The sequence below is a fragment of the Planctomycetota bacterium genome (assembly GCA_039819165.1).
GTDB lineage: Bacteria > Planctomycetota > Phycisphaerae > Phycisphaerales > UBA1924 > JAHCJI01.
The window spans coordinates 1,853,868-1,869,904 of the sequence record JBCBSM010000001.1 but is presented as its reverse complement, the minus strand read 5'-3'; the positions used below and the strand labels follow the sequence as shown (position 1 = coordinate 1,869,904).

Annotated in this window: 12 protein-coding genes; 7 read left to right on the top strand and 5 right to left on the bottom strand. The window is 71.1% G+C overall.

The genetic code is table 11. From position 1 onward, the window contains the following. Window positions 1-82: 82 nt before the first annotated feature. From AAFX79_08130 to AAFX79_08115, 4 genes are all read left to right on the top strand, one after another. The gene (locus AAFX79_08130; GenBank protein ID MEO1008520.1) at window positions 83-733 is read left to right on the top strand and encodes a hypothetical protein; all 651 of its coding nucleotides are present in this window, start codon (window positions 83-85) and stop codon (window positions 731-733) included. Between the two features lie 605 nt (window positions 734-1,338). Next, window positions 1,339-1,503, top strand: a complete 165-nt coding sequence (locus tag AAFX79_08125) for a hypothetical protein (protein ID MEO1008519.1) — start codon at window positions 1,339-1,341, stop codon at window positions 1,501-1,503. Window positions 1,504-1,728: 225 nt separating this feature from the next. Continuing rightward, entirely contained in the window at window positions 1,729-3,009 is a 1,281-nt protein-coding gene (locus tag AAFX79_08120; GenBank protein MEO1008518.1) for an efflux RND transporter periplasmic adaptor subunit, read from the top strand. Continuing rightward, on the top strand, window positions 3,006-6,140 hold the full coding sequence (locus tag AAFX79_08115) for a multidrug efflux RND transporter permease subunit (protein MEO1008517.1): 3,135 nt from the start codon (window positions 3,006-3,008) through the stop codon (window positions 6,138-6,140). The genes AAFX79_08120 and AAFX79_08115 overlap by 4 nt, the downstream gene beginning before the upstream one ends. Window positions 6,141-6,146: 6 nt before the next feature. Here AAFX79_08115 and AAFX79_08110 read toward each other — a convergent pair whose 3' ends face one another. The 4 genes from AAFX79_08110 to proC form a co-directional block, all read right to left on the bottom strand. Further along, window positions 6,147-7,280 carry an HD domain-containing phosphohydrolase gene (locus AAFX79_08110; protein ID MEO1008516.1) on the bottom strand — a complete coding sequence of 378 codons (1,134 nt, stop codon included), beginning with the start codon at window positions 7,278-7,280 and terminating at the stop codon, window positions 6,147-6,149. After that, window positions 7,277-9,430: a hypothetical protein gene (locus tag AAFX79_08105; protein ID MEO1008515.1), complete on the bottom strand. Its 2,154-nt coding sequence runs from the start codon at window positions 9,428-9,430 to the stop codon at window positions 7,277-7,279. Before AAFX79_08105 ends, AAFX79_08110 begins: the two co-directional genes overlap by 4 nt. After that, window positions 9,430-10,746: a GGDEF domain-containing protein gene (locus AAFX79_08100; GenBank protein ID MEO1008514.1), complete on the bottom strand. Its 1,317-nt coding sequence runs from the start codon at window positions 10,744-10,746 to the stop codon at window positions 9,430-9,432. Before AAFX79_08100 ends, AAFX79_08105 begins: the two co-directional genes overlap by 1 nt. Window positions 10,747-10,931: 185 nt before the next feature. Continuing rightward, the gene (gene proC / locus AAFX79_08095; protein ID MEO1008513.1) at window positions 10,932-11,750 is read right to left on the bottom strand and encodes a pyrroline-5-carboxylate reductase; all 819 of its coding nucleotides are present in this window, start codon (window positions 11,748-11,750) and stop codon (window positions 10,932-10,934) included. A gap of 116 nt (window positions 11,751-11,866) precedes the next feature. Between proC and AAFX79_08090 the strand changes: the two genes are divergently transcribed. From AAFX79_08090 to AAFX79_08080, 3 genes are all read left to right on the top strand, one after another. Beyond that, window positions 11,867-12,976, top strand: coding sequence for an acetyl-CoA carboxylase carboxyltransferase subunit alpha (locus tag AAFX79_08090; GenBank protein ID MEO1008512.1), 1,110 nt, complete (start codon window positions 11,867-11,869; stop codon window positions 12,974-12,976). 127 nt (window positions 12,977-13,103) lie between these two features. Continuing rightward, entirely contained in the window at window positions 13,104-14,165 is a 1,062-nt protein-coding gene (locus AAFX79_08085; protein MEO1008511.1) for a TraR/DksA C4-type zinc finger protein, read from the top strand. Window positions 14,166-14,167: 2 nt separating this feature from the next. Next, complete coding sequence (locus tag AAFX79_08080; GenBank protein MEO1008510.1) at window positions 14,168-14,908, top strand: signal peptidase II; 741 nt, start codon at window positions 14,168-14,170, stop codon at window positions 14,906-14,908. Here the strand turns inward: AAFX79_08080 and AAFX79_08075 are convergent. Further along, complete coding sequence (locus AAFX79_08075) at window positions 14,905-16,011, bottom strand: hypothetical protein (GenBank protein ID MEO1008509.1); 1,107 nt, start codon at window positions 16,009-16,011, stop codon at window positions 14,905-14,907. The two genes, AAFX79_08080 and AAFX79_08075, sit on opposite strands and share 4 nt — an antisense overlap. Window positions 16,012-16,037: the final 26 nt, after the last annotated feature.

Below are 16,037 nucleotides of genomic sequence, written 5' to 3'. Positions count from 1 at the left end.
CCCAGTGGATATCATGGGGGCGCGTCCGGCGACCGATGCGGTACTGTCTGCGGAAGACGGTACAAAAGGAGTGTGGCACGCGATGGAATCGAGAATTCTTGTTTCGGCTTCGATCGTGTTGACCGTCTTCTCGCTGCTGGGCTGTGGCACAGCCCAGCGACAGACTGGGTCGAACAGTAACGCGACGGCATCAGCGAACCGGGCGCGAGTCGTGGACGATTCCGAGCTGGTCATCCGGTCGCACCTCGGTGGAGCATCGATTGTGCAGGCGAGTTCGCTGTCCGTCGCGGATGCGGCGGAAGGGCTTGAACTTAAGTTCAATGTGGAAGACATCATCAAGGTTCCAAACGGCATTCCGACGGGTCCGATCTCGCTGCGGATTCCGCGGAGCCGAATTGTACGGGACGATGTGTCCATTGAAGGGGCGGCGTCTGTCGCTGCGGACGATATCGTGGTTGCTCGCGGCTCTTCTGTGACAATCGAGGCGACGGTCGGAGGGAGCACCGTCAGTTCGTCAGGGACGGTGGCTTTAGTGGATGGGACGCTGCAGGCTAGCGGGAGGCCAGCTGAACCCGTTCGGTCACTCCTAGTGCCCTCCGGTTCCGCCTACTCGACCGAAGCTGAGGCGACCGAAGTGGCCGGCCCCTACGACACTGTAGTTTCTGCGCCCGTGGTTCGCGCAGGAAGCCAGGTTCGGGCATATCTGGTGTTTCGCCGAGAAGGCAACCAATAGGGTGTGAAGATGACGGTGCGCGCTCCAGTGCGCTCTCATCGGGGGGAAACTAGCGCTCGACTGATCGCATACATGCGTACAAGCGAACGGCCTGACGGCCCCAAGAACGCGGTTTCTGACCCCTCAGGTGGGCCGACCTGGTCCCCGTAGCCCGACTGTCGATCCGGTGGTTGCGGGTTCGAGTCCCGTCCGCCTCGCTTTGAAAGCCCTCGCATTGCGGGGGCTTATCGTTTTTGGGGGTGGGCCCGGTCTAGCCGAAGATCGAATAGTGCGCGCTCTCCACACCGCGCATTGATCGGGCGCGGGTGGTGTTTGAGTCGACCAGACCGCCCTGAAGCCTAAGCCGATGACAGCCCCAGCGAGCTACCAGCCGTCAACGTCGCCACCTGGACTCTTTGGCTGAGTTCACCGACAGAAATCCCGCGTTGGAGCGATGCGGGAATTCACAGGGACGGGACACCGCTTGCAGGCTCGGTCGGGCATACGACGGAGACGTCGGTGCTCTCTATCCGAAGTACTTCCTGAAGAAGAAGAGACGTGGCCGTTAGTCCGTGGGCGTGGATGTGCGCTGCTAGAGAAGCGATTCAAGCGCACTTCGCGTTGCCTTGGCATCGGCGGCGCTCGCCAAGGAGCTGGTGCTCCTCATGGAGGGCGCATGCGTCACCCGGCAGGTCACGGGCGACGAAGAGAGCGGCCGCACCGCGCGCGGCGTGGCGCAGCTGCTGCTCGACCACCGGCTGGGCGGCGCCCCGTTGCCACTTTCCTCATGAACTCACGACGGTTCGGCGCCGAGCGACTCGATGCACCGTCGGCGGCGAGTCGCGTTTGGTTGGCGCGCCCGTCTGGCTTATGGCGGTTATCCCTAGTCGCCGGCACGCGTCGTCGCACGGGCACACGCGTCCGTCGTGTTCCTCGCCGCGATCCGCATGTGCCATGTGCCCCTGTAAGTGCGCGGCGTCCCTTGGCCGCCGCCGCCGGCGGTACCATGGGCTTCCATGGACGCGATGCATGCACGGCGGGTTGCGCGGGGGCCCTGGTTCCCGGCAGTGGTGATGGCGGGGGTTGCGTGCCTGGCGGCCGGCCCCGGGTGCGAGTCCGACGCCCCGCCGCCCGATGCCGGGCCGCCCGAGGTCACCGTGGCGCTGCCGGTGAGCCGCGTGGTGCAGGAGTGGGACGAGTACACGGGCCGGCTGCAGCCGGTCGAGTCGGTCGAGATCCGGGCGCGGGTGAGCGGCTACGTCGAGTCGGTCAACTTCGAGGACGGACAGATCGTCGATGCGGGCGACGTGCTGTTCGTGATCGATCCGCGGCCCTATGAAGCGCTGCTGCAATCCGAGCAGGCGAATCGAGCCCGGGCGGAGGCGGAACTGAAGCTCGCCCAGAACGATCTGGGCCGCGTGGAGCGGGCCTTCGGCCAGCAGGCCGCGTCGCCCTCGGAGCTGGATAGCGCGACGCAGACGGTCGCGCAGCGCGAGGCCGAGGTGCAGGCCGCCGCCGCCCGCGTGCGGACGGCCGAACTCGACCTGGAGTTCACCGAGGTCCGCTCGCCGATCACGGGCCGCGTGGGCCGCAACCTTGTGGACGTCGGCAACCTGATCGCGGGCGGTACCGCGTCCTCGCCGATACTCGCGACGGTGGTCTCGCTCGATCCGATCCACTGCTACTTCACCGTGAGTGAGCAGGAGTTCCTGCGATACGCGCGGCTGGCGGACTCGGGCGCGCGGCCGAGTTCGCGCGACGCGGCCAACCCCGTGCAGATCGGGCTGGTGGACGAGGCCGGCTTCCCGCACCGCGGCGTCATGGACTTCGTAGACAACCGCGTGGACAACCAGACGGGCACCATGCAGGGCCGGGCGATCATCGAGAACCCAGATCTGCTGCTGACGCCCGGCCTGTTCACCAAGGTCAGGCTGCTGGGGACCGCCGAGTACGAGGCCGTGCTGATCCCCGACCAGGCGGTGGGCACGGATCAGTCCCGCCAGTTCGTGGTCGTCGTCGACGACCAGGACAACGCGAAGTACCGCTATGTCGAGCTCGGCCCGATGATCGACGGCCTGCGAGTCGTGCGGTCGGGGCTCGGCGCCGACGAGTCGATCGTGATCGAGGGGCTGCAGCGGATCGGGTCGGGCGATGCCGTCTCGCCGGATCGCGTCGAGGTCGAGGCGTGGATGCGGCGATTCGATCCGCCCGAGTCGGCCGGGGCTTCCGAGACATCCGCACCGCCCGGGTCCGCCGGATCCTCCGAGGGCAGCGGCTCGGGGTCGGGCGGCCGATGAACCTCTCGCGATTCTTCATCGACAGGCCGCGGTTCGCGATCGTCATCTCGCTGCTGACCATGATCGTCGGCGCCCTTTCGTACGTGGGTCTGCCGGTGGCGCAGTTCCCCGACGTCGCGCCGCCGACGGTCGTGGTGAGCGCGTCCTACCCGGGAGCCGACGCGGTCACGATCGCCGAGACGGTTGCGACGCCGATCGAGCAGGAGGTCAACGGCGTCGAGGACATGCTGTACATGACGTCGCAGTCCACCAGCGACGGCACGATGCAGCTGACGGTGACCTTCGGCACGGACACCGACCTCGATCGGGCGCAGGTGCTGGTGCAGAACCGGGTGGCGATCGCCGAATCCAGGCTGCCCGAGGAGGTCACGCGGCTCGGCGTGACCACCACCAAGAGCACGCCCGACCTGCTGATCGTGGTGCACCTCGTGTCGCCCGATGATTCGCGGGACCAGCTGTACATCAGCAACTATGCGCTGCTGCAGGTCCGCGACGTGCTCGCCCGCATCGAGGGCGTGGGCAACATCCAGTTCTTCGGCTCGCGCGAGTACAGCATGCGGGTGTGGCTCGATGCCGACCGCATGAGCGCCTTCGGGCTCTCCACGCAGGACATCGTCGAGTCGCTCCGCCGCCAGAACGTGCAGGTGGCCGCGGGCGCCATCGGGCAGCCGCCGGCGCCGCTGGGCGAGGCGTTCCAGCTCTCGGTGAACACCCAGGGCCGCTTCGAGGATCCCGAGCAGTTCGGCGGGGTCATCATCCGCTCGGGCGAGGACGGCCGGCTGCTGCGGGTCCGCGATGTCGCCCGTGTGGAGCTCGGCGCCCGCAACTACACGACCAACAGCTACCTCGACGGCCAGCCCGCCGTCGCCATGGCGATCCAGCAGCGTCCGGGCGCCAACGCCATCGATACCGTCGAGGAGATCTACGCGACGATGGATCGCCTGGCCGAGGACTTCCCCGACGGGCTCGCGTACCGGGTGATCTACAACCCCACGGCGTTCATCGAGCGCTCGGTCGACGCGGTGATCCACACGCTCTTCGAGGCGGTGGTGCTGGTCATCATCGTGATCGTGGTCTTCCTGCAGAGCTGGCGGGCCGCGATCATCCCGCTGGCGGCGATCCCCGTCTCGCTCATCGGCACCTTCGCCATCATGGCGCCGCTGGGCTTTTCGCTCAACAACCTATCGCTTTTCGGCCTCGTGCTGGCGATCGGAATCGTCGTCGATGACGCCATCGTCGTCGTCGAGAACGTGGAGCGGAACATCGAGGATGGCCTCGCACCCAAGGAGGCCACCCGCAAGGCGATGGGTGAGGTCTCGGGCGCGATCGTCGCGATGTCGCTCGTGCTCGTGGCCGTCTTCGTGCCCACGGCCTTCCTGTCGGGCATCACCGGTGCGTTCTACCGCCAGTTCGCGCTCACGATCGCCGGCGCGACCATGCTCTCGATGATCAACTCGCTGACGCTCAGCCCGGCGCTCTGCGCCCTGCTGCTGCAGCCCAGAGGAGAGGCCAGGAAGGGCCTCATCTCGCGGGTCGGCGGCTTCCTGCTCGGCTGGTTCTTCAAGCTCTTCAACAAGGCGTTCGACGCGTCCTCGAACGTGTATGCGGTCGTCGTGCGGCGGATCGTACGGTTCGCCGTCATCGCCGCGGTGCTGTACGTCGCGCTGCTGGGGCTGACGGGGTACATGTTCAACAAGGTGCCCGCGGGCTTCGTGCCCGAGCAGGACCAGGGCTATCTGATCGTGGCCATCCAGCTGCCCGAGGGTGCGTCGCTGGAGCGGACGGATCGCGTGGTTCGCGAGGTGTCGGATATCGCGATGGCGACGCCGGGCATCGAGAACGCCGTGGCCTTCGCCGGGTTCTCGGGCGCGACGCGGACCAACGCCTCCAACGCCGCCGCGGTGTTCACGCCGCTCGCGCCGTTCGAGGAACGGCAGAAGGACGGGCTGACGTCCTTCGACATCATCCCCGATCTGCAGGAGCGGCTGTCGGCCGTCCGCGACGCCAGCATCATCGTGCTCAACCCGCCCGCCATCCGCGGCATCGGCACGGGCAGCGGCTTCCGCATGCAGCTCCAGGATCGCTCGGGCCTGGGCTATCCGCTGCTCCAGGCGGCGACCGACGACCTCGTCGACGCCGCCCGGGATCACCAGGACCTCGAGGGCGTGTTCTCGACCTTCCGGGCCGACACGCCCCAGCTCTATGCCGACATCGATCGCACCAAGACCGAGATGCTCGGCGTGCCGGTGTCCAACGTCTTCGAGACCCTCAGCGTCTACCTGGGCTCGGCGTACATCAACGACTTCACGCTGCTGGGCCGCACCTACCGGGTGACCACCCAGGGCGACGCGGGCTTCCGGCTGACCGCCGACGACATCCTGAGCCTCCGCACGACCAACGCCGAGGGCGGCATGGTGCCGCTGGGGTCGGTCGTCACCATCGATCGCACGATCGGTCCGAGCCGGGTGATGCGGCACAACCTGTACCCGGCCGCGAGCATCGATGGCCGCGCCACCGCGGGCACCAGCTCGGGCGAGGCGCTGGCGATCATGGATCGGCTGGCCGACCAGACGCTGCCGCGGGGCATGTCCTACGAGTGGAGCGACCTTGCGTTCCAGCAGCAGCTCGCGGGCAATACCGCCATCTACATCTTCCCGCTGGCGGTCCTGTTCGTGTTCCTGCTGCTCACCGCGCAGTACGAGAGCTGGTCGCTGCCGCTGATCATCATCCTGATCGTGCCCATGTGCCTGCTGTGCGCCATCGCGGGCGTCTGGCTCCGCGGGATGGACAACAACATCCTGACGCAGATCGGATTGGTGGTGCTCGTCGCGCTGGCAACCAAGAACGCGATCCTGATCGTCGAGTTCGCCAAGCAGCAGGAAGACGCCGGCAAGAATCGCTTCGATGCCGTCGTCGAGGCCTGCCGCCTGAGGCTGCGGCCGATCCTCATGACGGCCTTCGCCTTCATCCTGGGCGTGGTCCCGCTGCTGATCGCCACCGGGCCCGCGTCGGAGATGCGGCGGGCGCTGGGCACCGCGGTCTTCAGCGGCATGCTGGGCGTCACGCTCTTCGGCCTGTTCCTCACGCCGGCGTTCTACGTGCTCGTCCGCAGGCTCGTTGGCGCGAAGTAGGCCGCGTCAGGCGGCGTCGGCGGCCCGGGCGATCCGACGCACCACGCGGGTGCGGAACACCTCGAAGAGGTCCTTGTCGAAGGCGGCGCCGCTGCCCTCGCCGAGGATCTCGAGGCACCGCTCGCTGCTCAGCCCCTTGCGGTACGGCCGATCGCTGCGGAGGGCATCGAAGATGTCGGCGATCTGGATGAGCTGGCTGCACAGCGATGGCGCGCGGCTGCGGGCGCCGTTGGGGTAGCCCGTGCCGTCGATCCGCATGTGGTGCTCGTACGCCGCCACGATCGCCAGGTCGCTCACGCCCCGCACGCCGGCGAGCAGCGCGGCGCCCGACGAGGGGTGCTCCTGCATCACGGCGCGCTCGGCGTCGGAGAGCTTGCCCGGCTTTCCGAGCAGCGGCAGGGGCGTGAGCCGCTTGCCGACATCGTGGAGCAGCGCGGCCTCGGTCACCTCGTGCAGCACGTCGCCGTCCAGGCCGGTTGCCTGCGCGAGCGCCGAGGCCAGCAGCCCCACGTTGATGGCGTGCACATAGGTGTACTCGTCGTGGCTCTTGAGATCCATGAGGGGCACGAGCCCGCTGCCGTTGCTGCGGACCGCCGCTCCGATGCGCGCCGCGAGCGTCGAGACGCGGTCGTCGACGCGGCGCTCGCCCACGAGCAGCGAGGTCCACGTGGCCTGCAGTTGCTCGGCGCCCTCGTCGCCCACGATGGTCGCGGCTGGCGCATTCGCGTCGGACGCCGCCGAGAGCGCCGGGGTGCCTCCGCTTCGCGCCAGCGGGTTGCGGCGGATGTGGCCCGACGGGCTCACCAGCCAGGCGTCGTCGTCGCCGTGATCGAGCAGCCAGAGCGCGTCGGCCTCGTTGGCGCCGCGGGCGATCATGACCGCGGCCGTCCCGCCGCGGGTCAGCCGGCTGGCGAAGGGCGACGCCGCCGCCCAGGCATCGGACACGATGATGCGGTTGATGATCAGCCCGGTGCGGATGGCGCTGAGCGTGATGGCGTGCGCGGCGGCCGCCCGCGCCAGATCGCCCGCGGCGCGGGCGCGGGCCTCCTCGGTCCGCGCGTGCCCCTCGCCGTAGACGTGCGTGCACTCGTCGGCAAGGATGAGCGACTGGATGGCGGCGGCGGGCGAGGTGGTGGTCATGCCGCCCTCCTCTGCAGGCGGACCGGTCGGTTCTCGGCCGGCGGGCCGCACAGCCGCAGCCGGGCAACGCCGATCGCGAGCGTGGACCACCCGGTGCGCGGCCGCCCGCTCAGCGTGGCCAGCAGGGGTTCGGCGCCGGTCGTGCTGGCCGACGTCGCCAGGCGGAGCAGCGCGCTGCGCGCGAGTCGATTCGTCGTCCCGGCGGAGGGCGTGCGCCGCAGCAGCCGCGCCAGCTCTGCGGCCTCCTCGGCGCCCGGCGCCGTCCCGCCGATCTCGCCGCAGAGACGCTCGACCAGCACGTCTTCGTGCTCGGGCATGGCGGCGTGGGCGCTCAGCAGGCGGATGTCCTCGAGCGGATCGCTCAGCCCGCGGATGCACAGCTCGCGGGGCCACGGGCCGCCCAGCCGCTCGAACAGCCGAAAGGCGTGCTCCCGCAGGCCGGCATCCGTGCTCAGCAGCGCGGGCTTGAGCGCAGCCGCGAGTTCACTCGCATCCAGCTCGGCGACGAGGAAGGCCAGCCCGATGGCGGCGTCCGCATCGGAGCCGGCACGGGCCAGGCATCCGTCGAGGATCTCGTCGCGCGGGTAGCCCGCCGCCGCCTGGAGCACCGCCGCCCGGCCGCCGGTGGTCTGCGCCCGCTCGGCGACGTCGAGCAGCAGGCCCACGGGGTCCGCGCCGTCGTCGCGGGTCCGCTCGAGCTGCTGGGCGAGCACCTCGGCGTTGGACGATCGCGCCAGGGCCTCGGCGAGCCAGTTTTCGCGTCGGGCCCGCTCCAGCAGCCGATGCGCCGCGTCGCGCTCGTCCTGGGTCGTGCTCCGACGCAGCGTCGAGGTCGCGAGCACGGTGATCCGCTGGATGGTGTCGAAGCGGCCGCTCTCGGCGAGCATCGCCGCCCTCGACGTGAGGAATTCGTACATCCCCGAGGCATCGATCTCGTCGGAGGCTGGCTCCTCGGCGATGTCGCAGATGATGTCGGTCGCCAGCTCGGCGATCGAGGCCCGCTCGTCCTCCAGGCGGATCGCGATCGGCGTGCGCGCGACGGTTGCGCTGCGGAGCGCGCGATCGAGCAGCTCGGAGTAATCCCGCGAGCGAAACTCGCCGTCGGCCTGCCGCTCGAGGATCTCGGCGGCGACGCGGGCGGCGTCCTCCTGGCTGCCGGGCTCGGGTTCGTCGTCACCCCAGTCTCGCGCGACCGACGCGAGCGCGCGCAGGTCGCTCTCCGAGCCGACGGCCAGGTCCGCGAGTCGGCGGAGCAGCAGCAGCGAGGTCTCGCTGACCTGCGCATCACCCCGCCGCAGCACCGCGATGGCGTCGGCAATGTTGAGGATCGGCATCTGCGAGAGCGCGAACGCCGCGTTCTCGAAGGGCAGCTCGCCGTCGGCCGCGAGGCCCTGGAACAGCAGCCTCCGTTGCTCGTCGGAGAGCGCGTCGAATTGCCCCTGGAACCAGTGGATGGGTTCGAGCGGCGAATCGTCGCCCGCCCGATCCGCGTCGTCCGCCGAGTGTTCGGCTGCAGTGGCGCCGCCCGCGATCACGGGGCGGCCGCCCAAGGGAAGCTCGGCGAGACCGTCCAGGACCGATCGGACTTCTTCGGGCGGATCGAGCTCGGGTCGGTTCGTGGGTCGCGCCCCGCCCGCGGACCCAGGCGTGGCGTCGCCGAACGTGAGGATGCGCTCGCCGTCCTCTTCGGCATGCGGCGGCTCAGTCTGGGTGGATGCCGCGAGCCGCTCGGTGGGCCGGTGCGCACCGATGGCGCCGCCGGTCGCGCCGTGGACGGCCTCGACGAGGGCACGGGGATCGTCGTGACCGCGGCTGAGCGTCTCCAGGAACGCGATCAGCGCCGCGGCGTCCGGCCGCCGATCGATGGTGAGCCCGACGATGCTGCCGCTCCGCAGCCGCTCGGCCAGCGAGCGAGCCTGCCGCCACCGGGCGTCGGGCACGCTGGCGAGGCCGGTCTCGGTCGCCGCGAATCGCAACGGCGGCCCCAGCGTCGCGGCATCACGGACGCAGCGTTCGAGCGCGTCGGTCCGCGAGGGATGGCCGTCCTCGTACAGCCGGATGCACTCCCACAGCTTCCCGAGGCTCCGCGCAAATTGCTCGGCGGCGTCGGTGGCGGGTTCAGCCGCGGGGTCGTGGGGTAGCTCGGGCATCAAGCGCCCCTCGCGCTGCTCGGCGGCGGCTGCTCGATGTGCCAGTCCGACTTGCGGCGGCGCTGCACGGCGTCGCCGTCGCGGCCCAGCCGCACCGAGAGCGTCCGCCCCTGGCCGAACTTGGCGGCGTACATGGCGGCGTCGGCGTGCTCGAGCAGCGCCGAGGTGCTTCCGATCTTGGGCGTGAAGCCCACGACGCCGATGCTCGCGTCGCAGCGGATCTCGCGTCCGCGGATGCTGTAGGGCCTGGCCAGCTCGTCGTGCAGCGCATCGGCGAGGGCGGCGACGCGTTCGTCGTCCAGGCCGGTCACGAGCACGACGAACTCGTCGCCGCCGATGCGGGCGGCCTCGCCCACCGCGGGCCCGGGTACGTGTTCGTCCAGGGTGCTGCGGAGACGGTCCGCGAACGCGGCGAGGATGGCATCGCCGCTCTTGTGCCCGTACGCGTCGTTGACCTCCTTGAATCCGTTGAGGTCCAGGTAGGCAAGGGCGATGCGGTCCTCGCCGCGCGGCGGCTGGGGGAGGCACGCCAGGCGTTCCTCGAAGCGCCGCCGGTTGGCGAGCCCCGTGAGCGTGTCGGTGAACGCCCGCCGCCGCAGCTCGCGTTCGGTGGCAGCCCGGTCGGTGATGTCGCACACGCGGACCAGCGCGATCGAGTCGATCGCCACGACCCAGACGTCGAGCATCGAGCCGGCGTCGATCGAGCCGCTGTGCCCGCTGGTGGGCGTGCCGCTGTCGAGCGTCTGGCCGACGAGACGCCGCACCGTGTCGCGGAGGTGCTCGGGCAGGATGTCGCCGATGCGCTGGGCGTGCACGGCCCCGGCCAGCTGCGTCCGCCGCGCCGCGTCGGAGACTCTGGCGCACTCGATCTCGAGGTCGGCGTCGGCGTCGTCGCCCGAATCCAGGCGGACGAGCAGGATCAGGTCGGCGGTGGAGTCGAGCAGCGCGGCCAGCGTCGTCTGGGAGAGCGCCAGGCCGTCCTCGACGCGCACCAGCGTGCGGTCGAAGGCGCGGTCGCGGTGGCTGCGGTCGGCGATGACCGAGAGGGCGACGAAGCCCAGTGCCGCCGACAGCACGCCGACGATCTCCATCATCCGCCACAGGGCGATCTCATTGGACGCCGGGTCGTCGGTGCCGATGGTGGCGCTCCCGAAGAATGCGCCGTGGATGCCCAGCGTGAAGACGCCCACGCAGGCCAGCAGCAGCCCGAGCCACGCCGACAGCTTGCCGCTGCGCCAGATCATGGGCATCAGGCAGCCGATGGCCAGGAGCGAGACGCCCAGCCCGATAGCCTCGAAGGGTGAGATCCCGTGCACCACGGCGGTGTCATCGGGGGTCGCCCGTCCACGCTGGAAGATCGCATAGGTGTTGCGGCGTCGGATGGTCCGCCGGGGTGACCTGCGCCGGTTGGGCGGGCGGCATGGGGACGTGCGACGCGGGAGCGGCGGCTTCGCGATATCGGTCCGTGCGGGTGCGGGGTCTTCCGCGCGGACCCGTGCGATCACGCCAGATCGCGCGCCCGATCCCGTGCCGCGACGACGGCCCGCGCGACGGCCTCGGGCACGCCGGCGTCCATGAGCACGCCCAGCGCCGCCGCCGTCGTGCCCCCCTTGCTGGTGACGGCGGCTCGGAGCAGCGCCGCATCGGCGTCGCCGTCGAGCATGGCGGCGGCCCCCCGGAGCGTGGCGGCGACCATCCGCCGAGAGTCGGCCTGCGGCAGCCCCGCGTCGATGCCACCCCGCTCCATCGCCTCGGCCAGCAAGAAGGCGTACGCGGGCCCGCTGCCGGCGACCCCCGTGAAGGCGTCGATGAGCGCCTCCTCGATCTCGAACACCTCACCGACCGCCCGGAACAGGGCCCGCGCGAGGTCGGCGTCGGCCTCGCGGGCGTGCCCGCTCGCGGCCAGTGCCGACGCCCCGAGCCCCACCCGGGCGGGCAGGTTGGGCATGACGCGGACCGGCCGGCCGCCGAGTTCGGCCCGGATGCGATCGGTGGTGGTGCCCGCCAGGATGGTGATGACCGCCCGGTCGCCCAGCGGGCCGGTCTCGGCCGCGACGCCGTGCAGCATCTGGGGCTTGATTGCGAGCAGCACCGCCGCGTCGGCTGGCAGCGCGGCGATGGCCTCGCGGGCCGTGGGCACGACGGCCAACGATGGCGCGATGGACCGCAGCGCGGCGTGCTTGGCGGCGTCGGGCTCGGCGACCACGCACGGCCCGTCCAGCAGGCTCGCCCGCGCGGCGCCCGCAAGGATGGCCGACGCCATCGCGCCACCACCGATAACGCCCAGGGGCGTGACGCGTTCTCGAGCCGAGGCGGCCATCGCCCACGGTATCGCCGCGGCCACCGGGGCATCCGGTGCGCCGGGCCACGGATCTACAATCCTCGTGCCGGGGGCTTCGCACGATCACGCCCCCGCCAGCCCACGGCGGAGGATGCGTGTCGAGCCACTACTCCCTGGATTTCGAGCAGCCGCTGCGGACGCTGGAGGAGGAGATCGCCCAGCTGCGGACCCGCGTGGCGGCCCTCGCGCCCGCCGCGACGCCCGACGAGGCCGGCCCGAGCGCCGCCGAGCTCGCCGAGGCCGAGCACGCGCTGGCCGACCGCGTCGCGCGGCACAGCGAGACGCTGGCCGAGCTGTACCGCGAGCTGACGCCGTGGAACACCGTCCGCGTGGCGCGGCACCCCAAGCGGCCGCAGGGTCGGGACTACATCGAGGCGATCTGCCGCGACTTCACCGAGCTGCACGGCGATCGCCGCAGCGGCGAGGATCCCGCGATCGTCACGGGCTTCGGCCGCATCGGCGACTTCAAGTGCATGGTGGTTGCGCACCACAAGGGCCGCGATACCCAGGAGAAGCTCCGCTGCCACTTCGGCTGCCCGAACCCCGAGGGCTATCGCAAGGCGCTGCACAAGATGCAGCTGGCCGCGAAGTTCGGCGTGCCCATCGTTACGCTGGTCGATACGCCCGGCGCGTTCCCGGGCATCGAGGCCGAGCAGCGGGGGCAGGCCGAGGCCATCGCCTTCAACCTACGCGAGATGAGCCGCCTACCCGTGCCGATCGTGTCGGTGGTCATCGGCGAGGGCGGCTCGGGCGGTGCTCTGGGCATCGCGGTGGCGGATCGCGTGGCGATGTTGCAACACGCGTGGTACTCGGTGATCAGCCCCGAGGGCTGCGCCGCCATCCTCTGGAAGCAGGCCAACGAGCGGACCAACAGCCAGGCGGCGACGGCGCTCAGGCTGACGGCCCGCGACAACCTCGAGCTGGGCGTGGTCGACGCCGTCATCGACGAGCCCGTCGGCGGGGCGCACCGCGACAAGGTCGACGCCGCCGGCCGCCTCGAGCGGTGGGTGGTCTCCGAGCTGCGGGAGCTCACCAGCCGACCGTCCGAGCGGCTGCTAGAGGACCGCTACCGGCGATTCCGCCGCCTCGGCGCCTTCGAGGAGGTTCCCCCTGAGGCAGAGCCGCCCGAGGCCGGCCCGGCGGAGGGCGCATCCGATCAAGATACGAACAGGAACGGGGGCGGGTCGGCCGCCGCCAGGGCCTAGCGGCCCGCCGCAGCCAGCTCCGGGCCCTTTTGACGGAACGGGTTATCGTCCCTACGCTTGGCCTCATTCGGGCGGGCGGCCCCCACGGTTGGCTCGCTGCCCGGAGCACTCCAGCCCCGGGGTAACGGTGGCCAAGAAGAAGACCACCCGGAAGACCACCAAGAAGACCGGCGGCCGCTCGTCCGCCGCGTCGGCCGATGCCGCGGCCGGCAAGAAGTCCGCGTCCAAGAAGACGACGACCAAGAAGGCCCCCGCGAAGACGACGGCCAAGAAGGCTCCGTCCAAGAAGACCCCGGCGAAGAAGATGCCCGCCAAGAAGGCTCCGGCACGCAAGGTCACCAAGAAGGCCGCCGCATCCAAGAAGGTCGCCAAGAAGCCGACGACCAAGAAGACGCCGGTGTCCAAGGCCCCCTCCAAGAAGCCGACCCCGAAGAAGGCCCCGGCGAAGAAGGCGGCCGCCGGCAAGTCGTCCTCCGGCACGTCCGGGGCGAGCAAGGCCCCGCCCAAGAAGTCGGCGAGCACCTCCTCGGCGAAGAAGCCCGCCGCCGCGAAGGCGCCCGCCCCCGCGAACACCAAGGGGGCCGCGTCCGCGTCGGGAGGCTCGGCCGACGGCAAGGCCTCGACGCCACCCCGCCGGGACTTCGACCGCAAGGGCCCGCAGCGGCCCAAGCGCCCCAAGCCGCCGGCCGCGGTGATGCCCGAGGGCATCGGCGGTCTGCTCGCGCCGGGGGGGCCGGCGCCCAAGCCGCTGATCCCGTCGTCGAAGACGCGACGGAGCGACGCGAAGGTGGAGGCCGCCGCCGACGGCCCCGTCAAGTCGCCGTTCAACAAGCGGGAGCTCGAGAAGTTCCGCCGCATCCTGCTCGACAAGCGGGCCGAGGTGCTCGGCGAGATCACCGGGCTGGAGGGCGGTGCGCTCACGGGCGGCGGCTCGGGCAACCTGAGCCACATGCCCCAGCACATGGCCGACCAGGGCAGCGACGCCGCCGACCAGACGCTGTCGCTCGATCTGGCCGCCGCCGAGCGCAACCTGCTGCGGGACATCGATGCGGCCCTCAAGCGGATCGCCGAGGGCGTCTACGGCGTCTGCGAGCTGACGGGCAAGCCGATCCGCCGCGAGCGGCTGGAGGAACTGCCCTGGGCGCGGTACTCGATCGCGGCCGCCCGGCAGCTCGAAGGACGCCGCTGACCGTGGCGGACGCCGCGCCACACGCCGCCGGCTCCGAGGCGAACCCCGAACGCCCCGCGAAGGCCCAGGCCGCCGCCGGCTCGGACGACGCGTCCCTGCGGCCGGGCCGCAGGAGCCTCCTGCTGCTGCTCGTCGTGACAGTGCTCGGCCTGGTCACCGATCTGGCCAGCAAGCAGATCATGTTCGCGACGCTGGCCGACGACCCCGTGGAGGTCCGGCGGGTTGAGGTCATGGAGGCCACGCCCGAGCTGGCGAGGCTGCTGCCGCCGCACGAGCCCACGGTCGTCGTGCCCTCCCTGCTCGAGTTCAAGCTGGTGCTGAACCCCGGCGCGCTCTTCGGCATCGGGGCGGGCAAGCGGGTCTTCTTCATCGTGTCGACGGCGCTGGCGATCGCCTTTGCGCTCTGGGTCTTCGCGCGGCTGACGACGCGGCGGCACTGGGCGGCGCACGCCGCCATCGGGCTGGTGATCTCGGGCGGGCTGGGCAACGTCTACGACCGCATCCGCTTTGCCTGCGTGCGTGACTTCATCCACCCGTTGCCGGGCGTCGAGTTCCCCTTCGGCATCTCGACGCCGTGGTCGGGCACGGAGGTCTGGCCGTACGTCTCGAACCTGGCCGACCTGTGGCTGATCATCGGGGTGTGCGTGCTGGTGGTGCACCTGTGGCGTGCCCCCAAGCCCGAAGATGCGCAGCGGGGTGATGCCAAGAGCGATGCCCCGGGCGCGAGCGGCGACGCCGGCTAGCTCGACGACAGCACGATCTTGGAGGCGCGGTCGCGGATGCCGTCGAGCAGCTCGCGGACCTCGGCGGCCATGCGGCTGTTGGGGAACTCGGCGATGATCCGCTCGCCCACCTGCGCGGCCTCGACCCACCGCTTGTCCTTGACGGCGAGCTTGAACTTGGCGCCCAGGTTCTCGCGGGCCTTGCCGATGATGCCGCGGGCGACCTCCCGCAGCGGCTCGGCATCGTCCTCGGTCAGGAACTGGTCGAGCCGCCGCAGCAGCTGCATCGCCTCGTCGACGCGCTCGTCCTCGGCGGCCTCGAGGAACTGCCGCTCCAGGTCGGCCCGGAACCGCTCGAATTCCCGCTGTACGCGATCGCCCGCGGCCTGTGCGCGGGGGCTGTCGTCGAAGGTGCGGGCGACGCGGGCGGCCTCGCGGCGGGCCTCGTCCCACTGGCGGTCGAGCACCATCGCGTCGAGCCGCGCCATCGCGCCGTCGAGCTGGGCTTCGAGCGTGACGTGCCGGGCGCGGTCGATGCGGCGGCGGAAGTCCTCGGCGTCCTGGCGGTAGCCGAAGCGGTGGGCCAGCTCGTCGGCCAGCACCAGGGCCGCCTCCCAGTCCTCGCGGGCGATGTCCTCCTCGATGGCGCGGCGGAGCAGGGTGCGGTCGCGGCCCCGGTTGAGCACCCGACGGGCGTCGTCGGAGAGCGCGGCCTGCTCGCCCAGCGCCCGCAGCGCGAGCGTGGCGTGCACGGCGGCCTCGTGGGTCTCGCGCAGGCCCCGCACCACGCGGAGCACGCCCACCGAGATCGGCGCGAGCACGACGGCCAGCACCATCGCGATCAGGCCCGCGTAGGCCAGGCCCTCCAGCCCCGCGGGCAGGCCGAAGGTCGGCCCGACGGCCCCCGCCAGCACGCCCGCGATGCCCGCGGCGAAGGCGAGCCCGTGGGCCGCCAGGATGACCAGCAGCCCCAGCCCGTCGCTCGAACGCGGCCGGACATCGGCCGGCGGGGCGTCGCCATCGATGGGCACGGGGTGGATCTCCGCGGCGGCGGCCCGCGCGGGCGGGGCGGCCCCGTGCGGGCGGGCGCTGGTCGGACGGCTCGTGGATGCGCTGGTGTTCATCGCCCGGTCCCTCGGGTCTTGCGGGG

Coding starts and splice junctions, on each gene's coding strand:
- proC (MEO1008513.1), bottom strand. CDS start 11,750: ATGGCCGCCTCGGCTCGAGAACGCGTCACGCCCCTGGGCGTTATCGGT.
- AAFX79_08120 (MEO1008518.1), top strand. CDS start 1,729: ATGGACGCGATGCATGCACGGCGGGTTGCGCGGGGGCCCTGGTTCCCG.
- AAFX79_08075 (MEO1008509.1), bottom strand. CDS start 16,011: ATGAACACCAGCGCATCCACGAGCCGTCCGACCAGCGCCCGCCCGCAC.
- AAFX79_08110 (MEO1008516.1), bottom strand. CDS start 7,280: ATGACCACCACCTCGCCCGCCGCCGCCATCCAGTCGCTCATCCTTGCC.
- AAFX79_08105 (MEO1008515.1), bottom strand. CDS start 9,430: ATGCCCGAGCTACCCCACGACCCCGCGGCTGAACCCGCCACCGACGCC.
- AAFX79_08130 (MEO1008520.1), top strand. CDS start 83: ATGGAATCGAGAATTCTTGTTTCGGCTTCGATCGTGTTGACCGTCTTC.
- AAFX79_08115 (MEO1008517.1), top strand. CDS start 3,006: ATGAACCTCTCGCGATTCTTCATCGACAGGCCGCGGTTCGCGATCGTC.